This window comes from Xanthomonas sp. NCPPB 1068 (assembly GCF_041479385.2).
Classification (GTDB): Bacteria; Pseudomonadota; Gammaproteobacteria; order Xanthomonadales; family Xanthomonadaceae; genus Xanthomonas; species Xanthomonas cannabis.
The window spans coordinates 1,374,249-1,395,449 of record NZ_CM192986.1; the positions used below are offsets into that span (position 1 = coordinate 1,374,249).

Here is a 21,201-nt window from a genome sequence, read left to right on the forward strand (position 1 = left end):
GGCCGCCGGCCGGCCGCTGCGTCAACAGCCGGCGCGTGTTGCGATGCTGCCGCCGCCGCTGCAATGCCCGGGCTCTGCAATCAAGTGCAACGCAACGCGCAACGACTGCGGCGACATCGCCGCGCTCATCCCAGCAGTTCGAATCTGCCGCTCACGCCATCGGCTTCGGCCGACGGCGCGATCCAGACATCGAACACACCGGGCTCCACGGTCGGCGTCATGGCCTGCCCGACAAACAGCAGGTGCTCGCGGCGCAGCTCGAACTGCACCTCGACGCTAGCGCCGGCCGGCACCCTGACCTTGCGGAAGCCCTTGAGCTCGCGCACCGGGCGGGTAACGCTGGCGGTGCGGTCGCGCACATACAGTTGCACCACTTCGTCTGCATCGCGGCTGCCGCGGTTGCCGATGCGCGCGCTGAGTTGCAGGCGGCTGGTGGCGGTCAGCTGTGGTGCGCTCAGGCGCAGGTCGCTGTAGTCGATGCGGCCGTAGGTCAGGCCATGGCCGAACGGGAACAGCGCCGTATTGGGCACGTCGCGGTAATGCGTGGTGTACGGCTGCAAGGTGGCCGGGTTCAGATTGGGCCGGCCGCTGGGCGGATGCGCGTAGGTGTAGGGCACCTGGCCCGCCGCCTGCGGAAAACTCACCGGCAGGCGGCCGCTGGGTGCCTGCGCACCGAACAGGATGTCGGCCATCGCGTTGCCGGCCTGCGAACCCAGGAACCAGGTGACCAGGATCGCTGCGCTTTGCAGCGCCGGGCCTTGCAGCGCCAGCGCCCGGCCGGTGCTGAGCAGCAACACCACCGGCGTGCCGGTGGCCGCCACCGCCGCCAGCAGTTGTTGTTGCACGTCCGGCAGGACGATCTCGGTCCGCGATTGCGCCTCGCCGGAGTAGGTCATCGGCTCGCCGACCGCCAGCAGGGCCACGTCGGCCGTGCGCGCGGCCGCCACGGCGGCCTGCACGCCGCCTGGCAGCGGCTGGTCGAAGCCGCACCCGTCCACCACCTGCAGCAGCTGCGGGTCGGCCATGGCACGCGCCACGGCCGCGGCCACGGTGTTGTTGCGGTCTTCCTGGTCGAACAGGCTCCATGGCCCGGCGTGGTTGACCCAGTCGCGCGCCATCGGCCCGATCAGCGCAATACGTTGCCCGCTGCGCTGCAGGGGCAGCAGCGCGCGCTCGTTCTTCAGCAGCACCACCGACTTGCAGGCGGCCTCGCGCGCCAGCGCCAGCGTGTCTGCCTGGCGCTGGCGCGGCTGCGCCCGTGCCGGCTGCAGACGCCGGAACGGGTCGTCGAACAACCCCAATGCCGCCTTGAAACCCAGCACCCGGCGCACCGAGGCGTCCAGGCGCTGCATCGGCACAACGCCCGCGGCCACCAGCGCGGGCAGATGGCGCAGATACAGGCCGCTCTCCATGCTGATGTCCACGCCGGCCAGAAACGCCAGCCGTGCCGCGTCGCGGTCGTCGGCGGCCACGCCATGCGCCACCAGTTCCTGGTCGGCGGTGAAGTCGGACACCACCAGGCCGCGATACTGCAGGTCCTGCCGCAGCACCGTGCCCAGCAACCAGGCGTTGGCGGTTGCCGGCACACCCGACAGCGCGTTGAACGCGGCCATGGTGGTCACCGCGCCGGCGTCGAAGGCGGCCTGGAACGGAGGCAGATACACCTCGCGCAACGTGCGCTCGGAGATGTCCACGCGGCTGTAGTCCAGGCCGCCTTCGGCCGCGCCATAGGCGGCAAAATGCTTGGGGCAGGCGGCAAGCGCATCGGCATGCGCCAGCCCGGCCTCGCCCTGGAAGCCACGCACGCGTGCCTGCGCAAACTGCTGCGCCAGCTGCACGTCTTCGCCGGCGCCTTCCACCCCGCGGCCCCAACGGGCATCGCGGGCGATGTCCACCATCGGCGCGAATGTCCAGTCGATGCCGACCGCGCTGGCTTCCATCGCGGCGGCACGCGCGGTGCGTTGCGCCAGCTCCGGCTCGAAGCTGGCCGCTTCGCCCAGCGGCACCGGAAAGACCGTGGTGTAGCCATGGATCACGTCGGCGGCAAAGACCAGCGGGATTTTCAGCCGGCTCTGCATGGCGGCCTGCTGCAACTGCCGATGCCAGCGCACGTTGGAGCCGTTGAAAACCCCGGTCAGCTGCCCGGCGCGCGCTGCCGCCAGCTGGGTGCGGCCGGCCGCGTCCTTGTGGATCGGGTTGGCGACGATGGCCTTGTCGATCTGTTCTGCCGAGCTGAAAAGACTGAGCTGGCCGGCCTTTTCCTCCAGCGTCATGCGTGCAATCAGGTCTTCGATGAAGGCCGGCCCGCGCGCAGGGGCGTGCGGCAGCGCCCAAGCGCTCGGGACCCGGCTGAGCACGGCCAGCGTGGCCGCACCGCGGAGCAACTGTCGACGGGTGGTGCGCGGTGCCATACGAGCCTTGCGGTGGGCGGAGGTCCGCTCACGCTACAGCAGCGCCGCGGCATTCGCGCCGGTGGCGTTCGCATTTGATGTGGCCGCTTCGGAGGGGCTGGCCTGTGCAACGCGCAGTGCCAGCGGTGTAGTCGCAAGATGCGACGGGCCCGACATCCTGCAATGTCGAGCCCGTGCGTTGCCGTCGTGGTCACGCCGCGGATGGACGCATCCGCGGCCAATCGCTCAGTCCGCCATCACCTTGTCCGGCGTCATCGGCGTGCTGCGGATGCGTTTGCCGGTGGCGTGGAAGATCGCATTGCAGATGGCCGCCGACACGCCGACCTGCCCGATCTCGCCCACGCCCTTGGCGCCCAGGCTACTGACCACGCGGTCGTCTTCGTCGGCAAAGATCACCTCGATGTCGTGGATGTCGGCGTTGGCCGAAACGTGGTACAGCGCCAGATCGTGATTCATGAAGCGCCCGAAACGATGGTCGGACTGGGTGTGTTCGTGCAGGGCCTGGCCGATGCCCCACACCACGCCGCCGATGATCTGGCTGCGCGCGGTGGTGGGGTTGAGGATGCGTCCTGCGGCAATGGCGCTGACCACACGCGTCACCCGTACCGTGCCCAGCTCCTCGTCCACCCGCACTTCCACGAAGACTGCGCCATGCGTGGCGCGGGTGTACTTGCGCTGCTTGAGCACGTTGGGCAGCAGCAGGAACTTGTCCTCGATCTGCTCCAGCTCGGCCGCGCGCAGCAACGCCGGTAGCGCGATCGCACTGCCGGCATCGCCACGCAAGGCAATGGCCCCATCGGCGAACACCACAGCGTCCTGCTTGACCCGCGCAAAGCGCGAGTCGGGCAAGGCCTGCGCCAACCGGAACAATTTGGTACGCAATTTACCGCAGACCCCATCCACGGCCGAACCCACCGTGCTGACATGCGAGGAGCCGCCTTCGATCGGCGCGACGGGCAGGGTGGAATCGCCCAGCTGGAAGGTCACCTGTTCCAGCGGCAGGCCAAGCGCCTCGGCGGCGATCATCGCCATCACCGTGTAGGTGCCGGTGCCGATATCGCTGGCGGCGCTGCTCACCACCAGGCGGCCATCGGCATGCAGCACGGCGTGCGCACGCGCAAACATCTGCATGGCATCCCACTGCCCGGTGGCCATGCCCCAGCCCACCCACTCGCTGCCTTCCTTGCGCGCACGCGGTTGCATGGGGCGCTGCGCCCAACCAAACCGTTCGGCACCTTGCTGGTAGCACTCGCGCAGCGCCTTGGTGGAGAACGGCTTGTCGTCGGCCGGATTGACCTCGGCGTAATTCTTCAACCGCAACGCCAACGGGTCGATACCGACCTCGTAGGCCAGCTCGTCCATCGCCACTTCCAGCGCATGCACGCCATGGGTGGCGCCGGGCGCGCGCATGTCCATCGGGCTGTACTGGTCCAGGCTGACCAGGTTGTAGCCCAGATGCACGTTGTCGCAGGCGTACAGCTGGCCGCTCCAGTTGACCACCACCTCCACGTAATCCTCGATGCGCGAGGTTTCGGCGATGGCCTCGTGCCAGATCGCCCGCAACGTGCCGTCGCGGTCGGCGCCGAGCTTGAGCCGCTGCACGGTTTCCGGACGATGGCCGAAGGTGAACATCTGTTGGCGGGTGAGCATCACCCGCACCGAGCGATCCAGCAGGATCGAGGCCATCACCGCCAATGCGAGCTGATATTGCGGGCGCAGGCCCGAACCGAAGGCGCCGCCCACATACGGGTTGCGCACGGTGACCTTGCGCTTGCTCAGGCCAAACACGTGCGACACATACCAACGGCTGTTCTGCGAGCCCTGGGTCTTGTCGTAGATGGTGAAGTGGCCGTCCGCCTCACGGATCACGGTGGAGGCGAACAATTCCATCGGATTGTGATGCTCCACGCCGCTGTAATAGTCGCCCTGCACCTGGCAGGCGGCATTGACGAACGCGGTGTCCGGCTCGCCCTTGTCCTTGGGCGGCGGCGAGAAGCCGGCCTTCATCGCCTTGGGCTTGTGCGCCCGGTCCAGATTGGTCATCAGGTTGGTGTCGTGCGGCTCCTGGGCGTAGTCCACCTGCACCAGATGCGCGGCGTGACGCGCCGCTTCGAAGGTCTCGGCCACCACCAAGGCGATCGGCTGCCCGCTGTACAGCACGGTGTTGTCGTACAACGGGCGGAACGGCGAGCCGGCCGGTGCGGTCATGTCCTTGTAGAACAGGTCCATGCCGCGCATGTGCGGACGGTTTTCATGGGTGATGATGTCCAGCACGCCAGGTACCGCACGCGCGGCTGCCAGGTCGAAGCCGATGATGGTTCCCTTCGCGATGCTGCTGCTGACCACCACGCCATAGGCCAGGTCCGGCACCGGCCATTCGGCGGCATAGCGTGCCTGGCCGGTGACCTTTGCGCGCCCGTCGATGCGCGGGACACCGGTGCCGGTGGGGCGAAAGCCGGTGCCCTGGTCGGCAACCGGTGGCGTCAGTTCGGTGTTGGACAGGTCGGTGCTGCGTGCATTCATGGCGATTCCTCCAGCGCGCTGGTGCGCCCGCGGTTGTCGATGGTGCCCTCGCGTGCGACCTCCAGTGCGCGCACGATGGCGCGGCGCGCCAGCGGCAGCTTGAAGCCGTTTTCGCCTTGCGACTGTGCGCCCTGCAGCAGCGCATCGGCCAGACGCGCGAAGGTCTCGGCGTTGGCGGGCAGGCCCACCAGCTGCGCCTCGGCAGCGGGATTGCGCCATGGCTTGTGCGCCACGCCGCCGAGCGCGACGCGCACCTCGCCGATGCTGCCGTCCTCTGTCAGATCCAGCGCGGCGGCAACCGACACCAGCGCGAACGCATACGACAGGCGCTCGCGGATTTTGAGATAGGCGCTGTGGGCGACAAAGCGCTGCGCGTCGGGCAGGTCGATGTGCACGATCAACTCGTCCGGCGCCAGGGTGCTGTCCAGCTCCGGATGGTCGCCGGGAAGGCGATGGAAATCAGGGAAGGCAATGGCGCGTTCGCCCTGCGGGCCCTGCACATGCACCACCGCATCCAATGCTGCCAACGCCACGCACATGTCCGAAGGATGCGTGGCGATGCAGTGCGCGCTGGCGCCGAGAATGGCGTTGTACTTGGTGAGCCCGCCAATGGCCGAACAGCCGGTGCCCGGTGCGCGCTTGTTGCAGGGCGTGGCGCGGTCATAGAAATACATGCAGCGCGTGCGCTGCAGCAGGTTGCCGCCATTGCTGGCCATATTGCGGATCTGCGGCGAGGCACCGGCCAGGATGGCCGCGCTCAGCAACGGATAGCGTGTTTCCACCTCCGGGTGGTAGGCGGTCTCGGCATTGCGTGCCAGCGCACCCAGGCGCAGCCCGCCTTCCGGCAGCGTGGTGATGCTGTCCAGCGGCAAGCGGTTGATGTCGACCAGGCTGCTGGGCCGCATCAGCTGCAGCTTCATCAGGTCGGTGAGGTTGGTGCCGCCGGCAATCAACCGCACCGGCGCGTCTGCGGGTACCGGATGCGGATCATCCCCACGCGGCGCGATGGCGGTGAGCGCGGCATCGATGCTGTCCGGGCGCGCGTAGCTGAGCGGAATCATGCCGGCACCGTCCCGGGCGTCCACGGCGTGGTGGCGCTGTCGCGGCTGTCGCCGGGCTTGCCCAGGACCTCCATCACCGCATCGGTGATCTGCGGATAGGCACCGCAACGGCACAGATTGCCGCTCATCAGCTCGCGCACCTGATCGCGATCGTGCGCCTTGCCCTCGTTGATCAGGCCCACCGCGGAACACAGCTGGCCCGGCGTGCAGTAACCGCACTGGAAGGCATCGTGGTCGATGAAGGCGCGCTGCAACGGGTGCAATTGCTCGCCATCGGCCAGGCCTTCGATGGTGGTGATGTCGGCGCCGTCCTGCATCACCGCCAGGGTCAGGCAGCTGTTGATGCGGCGCCCATCGACCAGCACCGTGCAGGCACCGCACTGGCCGTGGTCGCAGCCCTTCTTGCTGCCGGTCAGATCGAGCCGGTCGCGCAACAGATCGAGCAGGCTGACCCAGGCTTCGAGCTGGAGGTGATAGGGCTGGCCGTTGATGCGCAGATTCACCGGATAAGTCGGCGCAGGGGCAGTGGCGGTGGCCGGTGCCGTTTCATGGGCAGTGGCGGGCGTGGCATTCATGCGAACCCCGTGGCGATGGCTGAGGAGGGCCACCACCTTGACGACGAAGGGGTCAACGCAGAGTGACCACCTCCTCTATTCATTCGAGGTGATATCGCGCATCTGCAGCGCTGTGACGGTTGCACCCTTGTCGTGAAGGGCATGCTGATCCGCTGCGAGGCGGTGCAAGTGCTCCGAACTGAATTCGTCAGCAATGCGGCGCGCTGCACCAGCTGCGTCCCAGCGGGTGCGACGCAGCGCCGGTATTCTGGTGGCATGAACAAGCAGTGGCAGTCATGAGCCGGCGCGGCGGCAGTGCAGATCTTCCCTTGCATGGCGGACGCGTGCCGCAATGGCTGGGGCAGCGGATGACGCGGCTGGGTGCGGTGATGTGCGAGGCCATCGTGCACAGCTATGGGCGCGATGAGTTGTTGCGTCGGCTTGCGCATCCGTTCTGGTTTCAGTCGTTCGGTGCGGTGATGGGCATGGACTGGCATTCGTCCGGCATCACCACCAGCGTGATCGGCGCGCTCAAGCGTGGGCTGACGCCTCTGGCCGGCGAGCTGGGCATCCATGTGTGTGGCGGGCGCGGCCGGCATTCGCGCGCCACACCGGCCGAGCTGCTGGCGGTGGGCGACGCGGTGGGGCTCGATGGCGCGGCGTTGGCGCAGGCCAGCCGGCTGGTGGCCAAGGTCGACAGCGCGGCAGTGCAGGACGGTTTCGACCTGTACCTGCACGGTTTCATCGTCAGCGACGACGGCCGCTGGGTGGTGGTGCAGCAGGGCATGCATGGGCAACGCAAGCAGGCGCGCCGGTATCACTGGCTCTCCGAGGGGCTGAGCAGTTTCGTGGATGCGCCGCATGCAGCCATCGACGGGGCGCATCAGGGCAGGATCGTCAATCTTGCAGATCAACGGGCCGCCGCCTCGCGTGAGGCGCAGGTGGAACTGTTGCGCAGCACCGCGCCGGATCAGCTAGCGCGTGAATGGCAGCGGATTGCGGGTGTGGAAGCGCCTGTAGCGGCGCCCGCTGCGCAAGGCCCGGTGACTGGCGATCTGTTCGCCGGGCACGGTTGGGACCCGGCGCAGCAACCGCATCTGTCCATGCCCGAGCATCACGACGTGCGCAGCGAAAACGTGATCGTCCGGCGGCTGCACGCCAGCCTGGCCGCTGCCGCCGAAGCCGGCCCGCGCGATTTCACCGCATTGCTGCAAGTACCTGGCGTAGGTGCGCGGACCTTGCGTTCGCTGGCGATGGTGGCCGAAGTGGTGCATGGCACGCCATGCCGTTTCAGCGACCCGGCACGCTTTTCGTTGGCCCACGGCGGCAAGGATCGCCATCCGTTTCCGGTGCCGACACGGGTGCTCGATCACACCATCGGCGTACTCAAGCAGGCGATGCAGCAGGCCAAACTGGGCAACGACGAACGCTTGCAGGCGATCGCACGGCTGGACGCGCAGGCGCGCCGGCTCGAAGCCAGCGCGCAAGGTCCCACGGTGGAGGAGTACATCGCACAGGAACGCCGCGATTCGCACCGTTACGGCGGGCGCAGCGTCTTCGGCTGGGAGCCGGCGCCGTCATCGTCCCAACCCGCTGCGCCAGTGCGTACGCGTGCGGGGCAGCGGTGAGCACGCGGGCACGCCGCGCCACGACGGTCGCCACCGACGGACGCTGCTTCACCTACGTGTTCCCGTGCCAATGGGAAGACCATTGCAAGATCGGTTTCTCGCGCGACCCGTTGGGGCGCATCGGCAGCCTGCACCCGCGCTGGTTCGATTTTTTCGATCTGGAGCGCGGGCTGTTGGTGGAAGCCGAACGTGAGCGCGATGCACGCGACCTGGAGCTGCAACTGCGCCGCCCGTTGCTTGCGCACAACGCGCCAGCGCCCCTGGCCATCCGTGCGACGGCAGGCGGGCATACCGAGTGGTTCCGTGGCGTGAGCCAGGCGTTGGAGCTGGCGGTGGCTGACCTGCAGACGCAGGGGTATCGCGTCTTTGTGCTGCGCGATTGGCTGCAAGCGGCGATGGCGCAGCGGATCGATCGCCTGTACGACTGGTCGGCCGTGCAGTTGAGCCCGGACGAACTGGATGGCCTGCTCGGCACCACGCCGGCGCAACGCGCGCTGCGCGATGTGCTTGATGGGTATCGTGCGCTGGATCTGCCGCTGCAGGCGCACCTGCCCGACCAGGTCTGGGCGTGGTACTGCCATCACCCATGAGCGCGTTGCCAGCGCGTTGACGCGTGGCGGCCCAGCATCGCGTCAATCCCGAGGAGATGCCCCATGCGCAGTGCACAGCTGACGTTGACCGATGCGTTCAAGGTGCTGTTTTCGGTGCGCCAGGTGCAGGCCGCCGAAATGGTGATCGCGCCGGGCGAGGGCGAAGGCGGGCCCGACAACCGCCACCGCGGCGCCGATCAATGGCTGTACGTGGTGGACGGCACCGGCGTGGCAGTGGTCGAGGGGCAGGCGCATGCGCTGCAGGCCGGTTGCCTGATCGCCATCGAGCGCGGTGAAACGCACGAGATCCGCAACACCGGGCACACGCCATTGAAGACGGTCAATTTCTATCACCCACCCGCCTACGATGCGCAAGGTGAGCCGCTACCGGCTGGCGAAGCGTAGTGTGAGCTGAGCGCGGTGACGCATACATCTGCTGGGTACGCCGATGCGCTCAGTCTTGCGCAAGCCAGGCGCATGCACAGGCCTGGGGTGGCGTCAGGCACGCTTCAACGTCAGGTGAGCATTGCGCCCACTGCATATTGACGCTGCGCTTGTTACATCGGGCTGCCATCCACAGCCCGGGAAGTGCCATGCCACAGACCAAGACGCGCCGCGCTGCCGACAAGGACAAGCGCGAAGGAAAATCGCCCAGTATCCAGGCCGGCGAATACGTCAAAGAAGAAATCGAACAGGTGCGCGAAGGCGCGCATGGAGTGAAGAACACCAAGCAGGCCATCGCGATCGGCTTGTCCAAGGCGCGCCGCGATGGCGTGGATGTCGCACCGTCCGGTTCCGCGTCCAAAGCCACCAAGAAGAAAGCTGCACAGGACAGCGCAGCTGCAACTTCCAAAAAGCCGGTGTCGCCTACACGCTCGGCCGGCGCCAAGAAAGCCTTGAAGACCGCCAGCAAGGGCACCACCGCCAAGAAAACGGTAGGCAAGCAGGCCTTGTCCACGCAGACCAAGGGCGCCGCCAAAAAGCGCACAGTCAGTGATCGCTCGACAGCAGCGAAAAAAGCCGCAACGACCAAGGGTCCTGCAGTGCGCAAGGCGGCCGCGAAGAAGGCAGCTGCAACGCGTAAGCGTACCGAAGCCAAAGACGCTTAGACGGCGAGTACGAGCGTAGCGTGCAGTCGTTAGCCGGAGTGGGACGGCGTGAGGGAGATTGGCGTGCAACGGGCGCATGCCATGCCCACAGAGAATCGACTCTCCAGGTGATTGGTTGCGCGGTTACTTTTATTTATGCCTGCCACGCTCAGCAAGAAGTGCTGCCACGCGGCACGCACGAACAGTGCCGCTCCGGCGGTCACTCAGCCGTAGGTCGGTGCTGATTCATGCACACGCTGCTGGTGGCGGGATTGCAAACGTGGACGCAGCCAAGCGGCACAAGCGGCTTCATCGAGCGAGCCGTCCGCCAAGCCGATATAAAACCCGTAGAGTTCCAGATCGCCCGCCACCAAGGTGGCGCCGTTGAGCACAATGAAGGTTTCGCAGGCCACTGCTGCGGTGCGCTTGTTGCCATCGACAAATGGATGGTTACGGGCCAGGCCATACGCCAGGCTCGCTGCAAGCGCCGCCAGGTCCGGTGGCGGGTCGCCATAGGCAGCCAGTTGTTTCGGTCTGGCAAGCGCCGAATCGAGTAGCGCATCGTCACGCACACCGCTCCCGCCGCCATGTTCGGCCAGCTGGCGATCGTGAATGGCCAAGACAAGTGGCCGCTCGATCCAGATGAGCATGCGTGCGCGTTACTGTGCCAGTTTGTTGAGCAAAGTGCGGCGGTCACGCATCACCTGCTCGGCCACATCCATCTGCGCAGCCAATGTAGGGTCGAATGCGGTCAGCTTGATGCCGTCTGGCGTTTCCAGCGCATAGAGTTCGTCGCCCTTGCCCAGGCGCAGGCGGGCGAGCAGTTCCTTGGGCAGGATGACGCCGGAGGAATTGCCGATGGCAGTGATCTTGAGTTTCATGGCGGCACCTTGCGTTAATACGTAAGTTATAACTCCCCAGCGACCCGTTCGCAAGCCGGCCCGGCTGAATCGGCTCAGTAAGCCAATCTCGTCTGCTGCGACCGATGGGTGTACAAATATACACCTTGTCCCGTCCGGCTGCCGTTGCCATGCCCCCACTGTCTCCTCAACGCGCTGCGGTGCTGGCCTTTCTGCAAGAGCAGGCCCAGGCCGGCGTGTCGCCCAGCCTGGCCGAGATTGCGCAGGCCTTCGGGTTCGCCTCGCGCAACGCGGCGCAAAAGCATGTGCAGGCCCTGGCCGAGGCCGGGTTGATCGAGCTGCTGCCCAACCAGAAGCGCGGCATCCGCATGCCCGGCGGGGCAAGACGCGATGCGGTGCTGGCCTTGCCGGTGCTGGGGCGGGTGGCGGCGGGTGTGCCGATCGGCGCAGACATCGGGCTGGAGCGTCAGCTCTGGCTGGATCGCGCGCTGTTCTCGCTGCGCCCGGATTACCTGCTGAAAGTGCAGGGCGATTCGATGATCGACGACGGCATCCTGGATGGCGACCTGGTGGGCGTGCATCGCAGCAACGAGGCGCGCGATGGGCAGATCGTGGTGGCGCGGGTGGACGGCGAAATCACCATCAAGCGCCTGGAGCGTGGGCCCGAGCGCATCCGCCTGCTGCCGCGTAACCGCGCGCATGCGCCGATCGTGGTGGCAGCCGATGCCGACTTCGCGATCGAGGGACTGTACTGCGGCCTGATCCGGCAGGGCTGACATGAGCCAGGAGCGCGCGCGCACCAGACAACACGGCAATGCGGCGCTGGCGTTGCCGCTGGATGCCTTGCTGGCCGCGCGCACGGTGTGGCGGGCCGGCCATGGCACGGCCACCGCCAATGGCGGCGAAGCCACCGGGCATGCCGCACTGGATGCGCTGCTGCCCGACGGCGGCTGGCCGCGGCGTGCGCTGACCGAGTTGCTGTTGCCTGCCCACGGCGTGGGCGAAATCGCCTTGTTGTTGCCCACCCTGGCACGCATGACCGCTGCCAGCAGCCGGGTGGTGTTGGTGGCCCCGCCGTTCATTCCGTATGCGCCGGCCTGGCAGGCGGGCGGGGTGGTGCTGGAACATCTGGAGGTGGTGCAGGCCGAGCCGCGCGAGGCCTTGTGGGCGTTCGAACAATGCCTGCGCAGTGGCGCCTGCGCGGCGGTGCTGGGCTGGCCGCAGACCGGCGATGCGCGCGCATTGCGACGGCTGCAGGTGGCAGCCGACAGCGGCAACTGCTGCGCGTTTGCGTTGCGCGACCGCCGCCATGCGGTCAATGCATCGCCGGCAGCCCTGCGGCTGGAATTTCTGCCCGAGCGCGATGCCTGGCAGGTGCGCAAATGCCGCGGCGGGCAGGTCCCGTCGCAGCCGTTGCGGCTGGTGAATTGAGCCGCGCGCATGTTGTGGGCCTGCATCTTATTGCCGCAGCTGGCACTGGACGCCGTTCTCCGGCGGCTTGAAGAGCCACACGCGCCGTTGGTGCTGGTGCAGGGGCCGGCCCAGCTGCGCAGCCTGCACTCGGTCAATCTCGCCGCCGCGCAGGCGGGGCTCAAACCGGGCATGCGCTTGTCGGCGGCGCATGCCTTGATGGCGCAGGTGCGCACGATCGATTACGAGGCGCACAACGAGGCGCGCACGCAGCGCTTTCTGGCCGCCTGGGCCTACCGGCACAGCTCGCTGGTGAGCCAGCAGTGGTCGCGCGCCATCGTGCTGGAAGCCGGCGCCAGCTTTCGGTTGTTCGGCCCCTGGCCACGGTTCGAGCGGCGCCTGCGTGACGAGCTGCAGGCGCTGGGCTTCCAGCACCGGCTTGCGCTGGCACCCACGCCGCGCGCCGCACGCGTGCTGGCCGGCCTGCGCGATGGCATGGTGGTGACGGAATTGCCGTCCTTGCACAGCACCCTCGACAAGGTGCCTGTACGCCGCGCCGCGTTGCCCGAGGATACCGGCGAGCGCCTGCAGCACATGGGTGTGCGCACGCTCGCAGCGCTGCGCGGGTTGCCGCGCGATGGGCTGCGCCGGCGCTTCGGTGCCAGCCTGCTGGATCATCTGGATCGCCTCTACGGCCAGGTCGACGACCCGCTGGAGTGCTACGCGCCGCCAGACCATTTCGACCACCGCGTGGAGCTGGGCTACGAGGTGGAAACGCATCCGGCGCTGCTGTTTCCGCTGCGCCGGCTGATCGGCGACCTGTGCACGTACCTGTCCATTCGCGATGGCGGCGTACAGCGGTTTTTGCTGCGCCTGGAACACGAAGAGGGCGCCACCGATGTGGAGATCGGCCTGTTGACTCCGGAGCGTGCGCCCACGTTGTTGTTCGAGCTGGCGCGCAATCGGCTGGAGCGGGTGGAAATTCCGCGCCCGGTGGTAGCGATGCGCCTGCTGGCGCGGCAACTGCCGCCGTTTGTGCCGGCCATGCGCGACCTGTTCGATCAGCGCGCGCAGCAATCGGTGGAGTGGCCGCAACTGCGCGAACGCCTGCGTGCGCGGTTGGGCGATGACGCGGTGTATCGCATCCTGCCGGCCGACGACCCGCGCCCGGAACGTGCCTGGCGTCGCGCCATCGGCGATGCGGTGCGCGAAACCGCCGCGCCGCCACGTCCGCCGCGTCCCACCTGGCTGCTGCCGCAGCCGGTGCCGCTGCACGACCCGCATCTGCGCATCGTGTCCGGCCCGGAACGGCTGGAAAGTGGTTGGTGGGACGACGACGACGCGCGTCGCGATTACTACGTGGTGGAAACCGCGCGCGGCCGGCGCGGTTGGGCATTCGCCGCACCGGGCCGGGTGGATGGCTGGATGCTGCATGGGTGGTTTGCGTGAGCGCGCATGCCCGCGCGGTATCGGAGCACGTGCAGCTTGGCTGCTCATTGCGGCTGCGGCGTACGCGGCCGGTGCCAAGGCTCCAGACAAAACGCGGCAGGATCTGCGGCGATGCCATCTGCCGCGCACTGGACATCTGCAGGGCGCAGCCCGAAGTTGAAGGCGTCCGTGCATGAGCTGGGATGACGCCGTCGATGGCGTGGACCGCGACACGCCCGGCGGGCGCATGCCGCGCGCCTGGAACGTGGCGGCGCGGCTGCGTGCGGCCAACGACGACATCACCCATGCGCAGGTCGCCGATGGCTTGCCCGCGTATGCCGAGCTGCATTGCCTGTCGGATTTCTCGTTCCTGCGTGGCGCCTCCAGCGCAGAGCAGTTGTTCGTGCGCGCACAGCACTGCGGCTACAGCGCCTTGGCCATTACCGACGAATGCTCGCTGGCCGGCATCGTGCGTGGCCTGGAAGCGTCGCGTGCCACCGGCGTGCGGTTGATCGTCGGCAGCGAATTCACCCTCGTCGATGGCACCCGCTTCGTGCTGCTGGTGGAAAACGCGCAGGGCTATCCGCAGTTGTGTGCGCTGATCACCAGCGCGCGGCGTGCCGCAAGCAAGGGCGCGTATCGGTTGGGGCGTGCCGAAGTGGAAGCGCAGTTTCGCGACGGTGTACCAGGTGTGTTTGCACTGTGGTTGCCCAGCGCGCAGCCGCAGGCAGAGCAGGGCGCCTGGCTACAACACGTGTTCGGCGAGCGTGCGTTTCTGGCGGTGGAACTGCATCGCGAGCAGGACGATGCCGCACGCCTGCAGGCGCTGCAATCGCTTGCCCAGCAACTGGGCATGACCGCCTTGGCTAGCGGTGATGTGCATATGGCGCAACGCCGCGAGCGCATCGTGCAGGACACCCTGACCGCCATCCGCTACACCCTGCCACTTGCCGAGTGCGGCGCGCATCTATTTCGCAATGGCGAGCGCCATCTGCGTACGCGGCGCGCGTTGGGCAATATCTACCCGGATGCGTTGTTGCAAGCCACGGTGGAGTTGGCGCAACGCTGCATCTTCGATATTTCCAAGATCAGCTACACCTACCCTAAAGAACTGGTGCCGGAAGGGCATACGCCAACCAGTTATCTACGTCAGCTCACCGAAGCCGGCATTCGCAAGCACTGGCCGGGCGGCATCTCGGCAAAGGTGCGCGAGGACATCGAAAAAGAGCTGGCGCTGATTGCGTTCAAGAAGTACGAAGCGTTCTTCCTCACTGTCCAGGATGTGGTGCGCTTCGCGCGCGAGAAAAAAATTCTTTGCCAGGGCCGTGGCTCATCGGCCAATTCGGCGGTGTGTTATGCGCTGGGCATCACCGCAGTCAATCCCGACGAGACGCGTTTGTTGATGGCACGCTTTCTCTCCGAAAAACGCGATGAGCCGCCAGACATCGACGTGGATTTCGAACACGAACGCCGCGAAGAAGTGCTGCAGTACGTCTACAGCAAGTACGGTCGCGAACGTGCGGCGCTGGCGGCAACAGTGATCTGCTATCGCGGCAAGAGTGCGGTACGCGACGTGGCCAAGGCCTTCGGCCTGCCGCCGGACCAGATCGCGCTGCTGGCCAATTGCTACGGCTGGGGCAATGGTGAAACGCCGATGGAACAGCGCATCGAAGAAGCCGGGTTCGCTCTGGCCAATCCGTTGATCAACAAGATCCTTGCAGTGACCGAGCAGCTGCGCGATCACCCACGGCATCTCTCCCAGCATGTCGGCGGTTTCGTCATTTCCGACGAGCCGCTATCGCTGCTGGTGCCGGTGGAAAACGCCGCCATGGCCGATCGCACCATCATCCAGTGGGACAAGGACGATCTGGAAACCATGAAACTGCTCAAGGTCGATTGCCTGGCGCTGGGCATGCTGACCTGCATCCGCAAGACGCTGGAGTTGGTGCGCGGTCACCGCAGGCGCGACTACAGCATTGCCACGCTTCCGGGTGACGATCTCCCAACCTACAAGATGATCCAGCGCGCCGATACGGTCGGTGTCTTCCAGATCGAGTCGCGCGCGCAGATGGCGATGCTGCCGCGGCTCAAACCTGCGGTGTTCTACGACCTGGTGATCGAAGTGGCGATCGTGCGTCCCGGGCCGATCCAGGGCGACATGGTGCACCCGTATCTGCGCAGGCGACAGGGCCGCGAAGAAGTGAACTATCCATCGCCGGAAGTGGAAGACATCCTCAAACCCACGCTGGGCGTGCCGTTGTTCCAGGAGCAGGTGATGGAACTGCTGATGCATGCCGCCGAGTACACCGAAAGCGAAGCGGACAATCTGCGCCGCTCCATGGCGGCCTGGCGGCGCGGCGGCGACATGGAACAACATCGCACGCGCGTGCGCGAGCGCATGCAGAACAGAGGCTACGCCTCCACCTTCATCGACCAGATCTTTGAACAGATCAAGGGCTTCGGCTCCTACGGGTTTCCGCAAAGCCACGCCGCCTCGTTCGCCAAACTCGTCTATGCCAGCTGCTGGCTCAAACGCCACGAACCGGCAGCCTTCGCCTGCGGGCTGCTCAATTCGCAGCCGATGGGGTTTTATTCGGCCAGCCAGATCGTGCAGGACGCGCGCCGCGGCAGCCCGGAGCGCGAGCGCGTGGAGGTGCTGCCGGTGGACGTGTTGCACAGCGACTGGGACAACACCCTGGTCGGTGGCCGGCCGTGGCGAAGCGACGCCGACCCGGGCGAACAGCCGGCGATCCGGCTGGGCATGCGGCAAGTCGCCGGGTTATCGGAGGTGGTGGCAAATCGCATTGCCGCTGCACGCACGCAACGGGTTTTCGCCGACATCGGCGACCTGTGCCTGCGCGCGGCACTCGACGAAAAAGCGCGCCTGGCCCTGGCCGAAGCCGGCGCCCTGCAGGGCCTGGTGGGCAATCGCAACGCCGCGCGCTGGGCCATGGCCGGTGTGGAGGCGCGGCGGCCGTTGCTGCCGGGCAGCCCGGAAGAGCGCCCGGTGGAGTTCGAAGCGCCGCGCGCGGGCGAAGAAATCCTGGCCGACTACCGCGCGGTCGGCTTGAGCCTGCGCCAGCACCCGATGGCGCTGCTGCGCCCGCAGATGCGCCAGCGACGCATCCTGGGCCTGCGCGAATTGCAGGGACGCCGCCACGGTAGCGGCGTGCATGTGGCCGGCCTGGTCACCCAGCGTCAGCGCCCGGCTACCGCCAAGGGCACCATCTTCGTCACCCTGGAAGACGAGCACGGCATGATCAACGTCATCGTCTGGTCGCATCTGGCGCTGCGCCGCCGCCGCGCGCTGCTGGAGTCGCGCCTGCTCGCGGTGCGCGGCCGCTGGGAACGCGTGGACGGCGTGGAGCACCTCATCGCCGGCGACCTGCACGACCTCAGCAACCTGCTCGGCGAGATGCAGCTGCCCTCGCGCGATTTTCATTGAGCGCTGCCCGCGTGCAGCAGGTATCGGCAGCGCAACACTCCATCGTGTCGATACGCCTGCCCGGATGCTTCATTCGTGTACTGCAATGCAGGGTGGGTGACCACCTGTGGTGCCGATCACCCGCGCATCGCCGGTATCACAGGCGCCGAGCGACGCCGGGCAGGGCGGAGTTGTCGAGGTCGCTATCGGTGAAGACCCGCCTGAGGCCCGTCCACGCAGGCGTTGTGCACCACGAAACCCGGACGCGCATGAATACTGCCCTGCGTTGGTCACCGACAGCCAACCGGTCTGTGCTACACCATGCAGGCTGGCGCGGCCGCGCTGGCTTATCCCTTCACCCACGAGGCGATCATGAAGTTGGAGGCGCTGTTCGAGCAGTTGCATACCTTGCCCACGGTACCCAAGGTGGCGCAGGACCTGATCCGTCAATTCGACGATCCGCAGACCGATATCGATACATTGGCGCGCAGCATCGAGCGCGATCCGGTGATCGCCGCAAAGGTGCTGCGGCTGGCCAATTCGGCGCGCTTTCACGGCCTGCGCGATTCCACCAGCGTGGAAGACGCCGCGATGCGCCTGGGCTTCAATACGCTGCGCACCCTGGTGCTGGCCTCGGCGATGACTGGCGCCTTCCGCGCCGGCCCGGGCTTCGACCTCAAGGCATTCTGGCGGCACAGTTTCGAAGTGGCCGGCATCTGCCGCCTGCTGGCGCGCCAGCACGGCCTGGACCCGGAAACCGCCTTTACCTGCGGCATGATGCACAACATCGGCGAGCTGCTGATCCAGTCCGGCGCCCCGGATTACGCCAGCCGCATCAACCACGACACCTCGTCGGCCGGCCATGCCGCCGAAGAGACGCTGCAACTGGGCTTCGGCTACCCGGAAGTGGGCGCCGAGCTGGTGCGTCGCTGGCAGTTGCCAGCCGTGATCCAGGAAGCCATTGCCTACCAGGTCCGCCCCGCGGCCGCACCCGACGGCGCGCGCATGCCCTTGCTGGTCGCCCAGGCCGTGCAGGTCTCCGACGCCCTGCATGCCCATGGCGGCGACCCTGCGGCGGCACTGCAGGCGGTACGCGGCCCGCTGATGGACGGCGTGGATCTGGACGCGTTGTTCGCCGCGCTGCCTGAGGTCATCGAAGCCGACCGCGCGTTTGCCGAATTGCTGCATTGAACAGTGGTTGCCGCTGCGTCACTCCAGGCGCAGCGGCTCGAACGCGCAGTCCGCCGTGCTCCGGATGTCCTCGCTCCGGGAACAGGCATAGAACTGATCCTGCCCAGGCGCTGGCGCTTGATCGAGCTGCCAGCGGGATGGGTGCTGCAGGGTGACGATCAGGTTGCGTTGCGTCTCCGGCGTCTGGCGATCGAAGTAGGCCAGATCCACCTCCGTGCCACCGCGTAACGTGTAGCTGCAATTGACCAGCACTCCGGTGCTGGGCGCCGCCACGGCTAGGGTGCCGTAGTAGAGCGCTGATGAAAAATGCCGTGGACTGCCCGCGTTGGGTTGCAGGGTACTGGCCCACACGCCGCTCCCGGAGCCGACCTCAAGCCGGACAGGGGCGCGATAGCGTCCGGCCGCGTAGTGCACCGTTTCAGGTGCCGGGCATCGTGCCGCATCCTGAGCGGGCTGCTTGCCGGATGCATCGGCGGCAGCAGGCGGCAACAGCATGCCGGCCAGAATCAACGGTGTCAGTGGACGGATCATGTGTCGGACCTTTCGGCGCGCGGCCGCGGTATGCGATGGAAGGCCGATGAAACAGGCTTGGCGGTCAGCGCACGCCGCATCGGCCGGAGCGGGGCGCACAGGCTCTTGTCGACGCGCTGCTGTGCAGGACGATAGCGAGCCCCACGCCCAGGCCGGCGCCGTGTGCGAATCCGTGGCGCCACGGGCGCATCGATCCACACAGGCTGCCGCCAGCTGGCGTCTCCATCGCGCCACGCAAGGCGTCGCCGCCGATGTCGTTGGTGCCGCACGCCATGCCTTGCACACTGTCACGCCGCGGCGCAGCTGGACGGAAACCTGCGTAGACGCTAGCGTGGTGCGGATTTTTTGCCTACAGGGGAACGCCCAATGCGCCATGACGCGCAGCCGCGCCAGCTCACTTTCCGCGCCGTCGTGCTGGCCATCGTGCTGGCGGTGGTGCTTTCGGCCGCCAACGCCTATCTCGGCCTGTTTGCCGGCCTGACCATTGCCACCGCCATCCCGGCAGCGGTGGTGTCGATGGGCGTGCTGCGCCTGCTCGGCGGCGGCACCATCCTGGAAAACAACATCGTCCAGACCGGCGCCTCGGCCGGTTCGTCGATCGCGGCGGGGGTGATCTTCACCATCCCGGCGCTGGTGATCATGGGCTACTGGCCGGACTTCAAGTACTGGTGGGTGCTGGGCATCGCCGGCATGGGTGGTCTGCTCGGCGTGCTGTTCTCGGTGCCGCTGCGGCGCTCGATGATCGTCGAAGACCCGCTGCCGTTCCCCGAAGGCAAGGCCGCCGCGGAGGTACTCAAGGCCGGCGAAAACCCCGGCCCGGGCCTGAAGATCCTGGCCGCCTCCGGCGCTATCGGTGCGCTGGTCAAGCTGGCTGCGGCCAGCGGCCTGCGCGTGATCCCAGACACCTGGGCGCAGGCCACTTACCTGGGCAGCAGCCGCCTGGTCGGCTATATCGGTACCAACCTGTCGCCGGCGCTGCTGGGCGTGGGCTATATCGTCGGCCTGAATGTCGGCATCGTGGTGCTGTCCGGCTCGATCCTGTCCTGGCATATCGCCATCCCGCTGTATCAGCAGTTCTTCATGGGCAGCGATCCGGCGCTGGCGCAGAGCCTGGCCGGTGCGCCGGCCGCCGATGCGGCATTCGGCATCTGGGGCGCGAAGATCCGCTACCTCGGTGTCGGTGCGATGCTGATCGGCGGCGTGTGGACGCTGTTCTCGCTGCGCAAGTCGCTGTTTTCCGGCATCAAGAGCGGCTTTGCGGCCGCGCGCAAGAGCAGTGGCGGCGTGGTCGCCGAGACCGAGCGCGACCTGCCGATGAAGTGGATGCTGGTGGCGCTGGTGCTGTGCACGCTGCCGCTGCTGGGCCTGTATCAGGCCATCGTGCAGCAATGGCACGTGTCGATCCCGATGACCATCATCATGATCGTGGCCGGCTTCCTGTTCGTGTCGGTGTCCGGCTACCTGGCCGGCTTGATCGGCTCGTCCAACAACCCGGTTTCCGGCATCACCATCTCCACCATCCTGTTCGCGTCGGCGGTGCTAGTGCTGCTGCTGGGCAAGAGCGGCCTGGTGCCGGTGGGCATCGGCGCCGCACCGCTGGGCGCGGTGGCGGCCATCATGATCGGCGCGGTGGTGTGCTGCGCGGCGGCGGTGGGCGGCGACAACCTGCAGGACCTCAAGGCCGGCTACCTGGTCGGTGCCACGCCATGGAAGCAGCAGTTGATGCTGGGCATCGGTGCGTTTTCGTGTGCGTTGATCATGGCGCCAGTGTTGAATCTGCTGGCCCAGGCGTACGGCATCGGCCCGGCCACGCCGCAACATCCCAACTCGCTGGGCGCGCCCCAGGCCACCTTGATGGCGTCGGTGGCCAAGGGACTGTTTGGCGGCCAGTTGCCGTGGACCATGATCGCAATCGGCGCCGGCGTCGGTGCGGCGATCATCGCGCTGGACGAATGGTTGAAGGCCACCGGCAAGCGCTTCCGCGTGCCGGTGCTGGCGGCGGCCATCGGTATCTACCTGCCGCTGGAACTGATGGTGCCGATCTTCATCGGTGGCCTGATTGCGCACCTGGTGGAGCGCTTCCACAACATCCGCGCCGACGACGAAGATGGCCGCGACCGCGTGCATCGTCCGGGCGTGCTGTTCGCCGCCGGCCTGATTACCGGCGAGGCGCTGATGGGCATCGCCATTGCCGTGCCGATCGTGCTGTCCAGCCGTGCCGATGTGCTGGCACTGCCGGCCGCCCTGCAGCTCAATCAATGGATCGGCCTGGCCATTCTCGCCCTGGTTGGCTGGCTGCTGTACCGCATCGGCAAGCGCGGCGAACAGGCCGCCTGAGCCTGCGACAGACACGGCGCATGCGATGCATGCGCCGTCCTGGCAGGCGCGCAACGCGACCTGCCCGCAGCGGATGTCGCTGCCATCATCTGCATCATCCCCACGCACGGCCGCTGCAAACTCCATCGACGGTCCCTGACGGCACCTCGTCGTCTGCGGCCTGTC

At 67.1% G+C, this 21,201-nt stretch carries 17 protein-coding genes; 10 read left to right on the forward strand and 7 right to left on the reverse strand.

From position 1 onward, the window contains the following. Window positions 1-125 precede the first annotated feature (125 nt). The 4 genes from ACCQ12_RS05935 to ACCQ12_RS05950 all read right to left on the reverse strand — a co-directional run bounded on the left by ACCQ12_RS05935 (window position 126) and on the right by ACCQ12_RS05950 (window position 6,570). Window positions 126-2,411, reverse strand: a complete 2,286-nt coding sequence (locus ACCQ12_RS05935; RefSeq protein WP_372383157.1) for a glycoside hydrolase family 3 N-terminal domain-containing protein — start codon at window positions 2,409-2,411, stop codon at window positions 126-128. Between the two features lie 225 nt (window positions 2,412-2,636). Then, window positions 2,637-4,934 (reverse strand): xanthine dehydrogenase family protein molybdopterin-binding subunit, encoded by a 2,298-nt coding sequence (locus tag ACCQ12_RS05940; RefSeq protein ID WP_372383158.1) that lies wholly within the window; start codon window positions 4,932-4,934, stop codon window positions 2,637-2,639. Then, window positions 4,931-6,019, reverse strand: coding sequence for an FAD binding domain-containing protein (locus tag ACCQ12_RS05945; RefSeq protein WP_372383159.1), 1,089 nt, complete (start codon window positions 6,017-6,019; stop codon window positions 4,931-4,933). The genes ACCQ12_RS05940 and ACCQ12_RS05945 overlap by 4 nt, the downstream gene beginning before the upstream one ends. Beyond that, the gene (locus tag ACCQ12_RS05950; protein WP_104581140.1) at window positions 5,992-6,570 is read right to left on the reverse strand and encodes a (2Fe-2S)-binding protein; all 579 of its coding nucleotides are present in this window, start codon (window positions 6,568-6,570) and stop codon (window positions 5,992-5,994) included. The genes ACCQ12_RS05945 and ACCQ12_RS05950 overlap by 28 nt, the downstream gene beginning before the upstream one ends. A gap of 275 nt (window positions 6,571-6,845) precedes the next feature. Between ACCQ12_RS05950 and ACCQ12_RS05955 the strand changes: the two genes are divergently transcribed. The 4 genes from ACCQ12_RS05955 to ACCQ12_RS05970 all read left to right on the forward strand — a co-directional run bounded on the left by ACCQ12_RS05955 (window position 6,846) and on the right by ACCQ12_RS05970 (window position 9,876). After that, window positions 6,846-8,177: a DUF763 domain-containing protein gene (locus ACCQ12_RS05955; RefSeq protein WP_372383160.1), complete on the forward strand. Its 1,332-nt coding sequence runs from the start codon at window positions 6,846-6,848 to the stop codon at window positions 8,175-8,177. Beyond that, on the forward strand, window positions 8,174-8,767 hold the full coding sequence (locus ACCQ12_RS05960) for a GIY-YIG nuclease family protein (protein WP_372383161.1): 594 nt from the start codon (window positions 8,174-8,176) through the stop codon (window positions 8,765-8,767). Before ACCQ12_RS05955 ends, ACCQ12_RS05960 begins: the two co-directional genes overlap by 4 nt. Before the next feature lie 63 nt (window positions 8,768-8,830). After that, on the forward strand, window positions 8,831-9,172 hold the full coding sequence (locus ACCQ12_RS05965; RefSeq protein ID WP_047694220.1) for a cupin domain-containing protein: 342 nt from the start codon (window positions 8,831-8,833) through the stop codon (window positions 9,170-9,172). A gap of 188 nt (window positions 9,173-9,360) precedes the next feature. Continuing rightward, window positions 9,361-9,876, forward strand: coding sequence for a DUF6496 domain-containing protein (locus tag ACCQ12_RS05970; RefSeq protein ID WP_372383162.1), 516 nt, complete (start codon window positions 9,361-9,363; stop codon window positions 9,874-9,876). A gap of 203 nt (window positions 9,877-10,079) precedes the next feature. On the opposite strand, the gene ACCQ12_RS05975 is transcribed toward ACCQ12_RS05970, so the two are convergent. Both ACCQ12_RS05975 and ACCQ12_RS05980 read right to left on the reverse strand, forming a co-directional pair. Beyond that, window positions 10,080-10,505: a type II toxin-antitoxin system death-on-curing family toxin gene (locus ACCQ12_RS05975; protein WP_039413334.1), complete on the reverse strand. Its 426-nt coding sequence runs from the start codon at window positions 10,503-10,505 to the stop codon at window positions 10,080-10,082. A 9-nt stretch (window positions 10,506-10,514) separates the two neighbouring features. Next, window positions 10,515-10,736 carry an AbrB/MazE/SpoVT family DNA-binding domain-containing protein gene (locus ACCQ12_RS05980; protein WP_166751276.1) on the reverse strand — a complete coding sequence of 74 codons (222 nt, stop codon included), beginning with the start codon at window positions 10,734-10,736 and terminating at the stop codon, window positions 10,515-10,517. A gap of 149 nt (window positions 10,737-10,885) precedes the next feature. Here ACCQ12_RS05980 and lexA point away from each other — a divergent pair, with 149 nt between their 5' ends. From lexA to ACCQ12_RS06005, 5 genes are all read left to right on the forward strand, one after another. Further along, a complete protein-coding gene (lexA, locus tag ACCQ12_RS05985) occupies window positions 10,886-11,491 on the forward strand; it encodes a transcriptional repressor LexA (protein WP_123137481.1) in 606 nt (201 codons plus the stop codon). A gap of 1 nt (window position 11,492) precedes the next feature. Beyond that, entirely contained in the window at window positions 11,493-12,146 is a 654-nt protein-coding gene (imuA, locus tag ACCQ12_RS05990) for a translesion DNA synthesis-associated protein ImuA (RefSeq protein WP_372383163.1), read from the forward strand. Window positions 12,147-12,155: 9 nt separating this feature from the next. After that, on the forward strand, window positions 12,156-13,574 hold the full coding sequence (locus ACCQ12_RS05995) for a Y-family DNA polymerase (RefSeq protein ID WP_372383164.1): 1,419 nt from the start codon (window positions 12,156-12,158) through the stop codon (window positions 13,572-13,574). Between the two features lie 172 nt (window positions 13,575-13,746). Then, on the forward strand, window positions 13,747-16,998 hold the full coding sequence (locus ACCQ12_RS06000; protein ID WP_372383165.1) for an error-prone DNA polymerase: 3,252 nt from the start codon (window positions 13,747-13,749) through the stop codon (window positions 16,996-16,998). A 351-nt stretch (window positions 16,999-17,349) separates the two neighbouring features. Next, window positions 17,350-18,168, forward strand: a complete 819-nt coding sequence (locus ACCQ12_RS06005; protein ID WP_047694267.1) for an HDOD domain-containing protein — start codon at window positions 17,350-17,352, stop codon at window positions 18,166-18,168. 18 nt (window positions 18,169-18,186) lie between these two features. Here ACCQ12_RS06005 and ACCQ12_RS06010 read toward each other — a convergent pair whose 3' ends face one another. Continuing rightward, window positions 18,187-18,678, reverse strand: coding sequence for a DUF3757 domain-containing protein (locus tag ACCQ12_RS06010; RefSeq protein WP_372383166.1), 492 nt, complete (start codon window positions 18,676-18,678; stop codon window positions 18,187-18,189). A 387-nt stretch (window positions 18,679-19,065) separates the two neighbouring features. On the opposite strand from ACCQ12_RS06010, the gene ACCQ12_RS06015 reads away from it, so the two are divergent. Next, a complete protein-coding gene (locus ACCQ12_RS06015; protein ID WP_372383167.1) occupies window positions 19,066-21,036 on the forward strand; it encodes an OPT family oligopeptide transporter in 1,971 nt (656 codons plus the stop codon). Window positions 21,037-21,201 lie beyond the last annotated feature (165 nt).

Bases quoted from the DNA above. Each gene is read 5' to 3' on its own strand.
- ACCQ12_RS05935 (WP_372383157.1), bottom strand. From the start codon at position 2,411: ATGGCACCGCGCACCACCCGTCGACAGTTGCTCCGCGGTGCGGCCACG.
- ACCQ12_RS05940 (WP_372383158.1), bottom strand. From the start codon at position 4,934: ATGAATGCACGCAGCACCGACCTGTCCAACACCGAACTGACGCCACCG.
- ACCQ12_RS05950 (WP_104581140.1), bottom strand. From the start codon at position 6,570: ATGAATGCCACGCCCGCCACTGCCCATGAAACGGCACCGGCCACCGCC.
- ACCQ12_RS05955 (WP_372383160.1), top strand. From the start codon at position 6,846: ATGAGCCGGCGCGGCGGCAGTGCAGATCTTCCCTTGCATGGCGGACGC.
- ACCQ12_RS05965 (WP_047694220.1), top strand. From the start codon at position 8,831: ATGCGCAGTGCACAGCTGACGTTGACCGATGCGTTCAAGGTGCTGTTT.
- ACCQ12_RS05970 (WP_372383162.1), top strand. From the start codon at position 9,361: ATGCCACAGACCAAGACGCGCCGCGCTGCCGACAAGGACAAGCGCGAA.
- ACCQ12_RS05975 (WP_039413334.1), bottom strand. From the start codon at position 10,505: ATGCTCATCTGGATCGAGCGGCCACTTGTCTTGGCCATTCACGATCGC.
- ACCQ12_RS05980 (WP_166751276.1), bottom strand. From the start codon at position 10,736: ATGAAACTCAAGATCACTGCCATCGGCAATTCCTCCGGCGTCATCCTG.
- lexA (WP_123137481.1), top strand. From the start codon at position 10,886: ATGCCCCCACTGTCTCCTCAACGCGCTGCGGTGCTGGCCTTTCTGCAA.
- imuA (WP_372383163.1), top strand. From the start codon at position 11,493: ATGAGCCAGGAGCGCGCGCGCACCAGACAACACGGCAATGCGGCGCTG.
- ACCQ12_RS05995 (WP_372383164.1), top strand. From the start codon at position 12,156: ATGTTGTGGGCCTGCATCTTATTGCCGCAGCTGGCACTGGACGCCGTT.
- ACCQ12_RS06000 (WP_372383165.1), top strand. From the start codon at position 13,747: ATGAGCTGGGATGACGCCGTCGATGGCGTGGACCGCGACACGCCCGGC.
- ACCQ12_RS06005 (WP_047694267.1), top strand. From the start codon at position 17,350: ATGAAGTTGGAGGCGCTGTTCGAGCAGTTGCATACCTTGCCCACGGTA.
- ACCQ12_RS06015 (WP_372383167.1), top strand. From the start codon at position 19,066: ATGCGCCATGACGCGCAGCCGCGCCAGCTCACTTTCCGCGCCGTCGTG.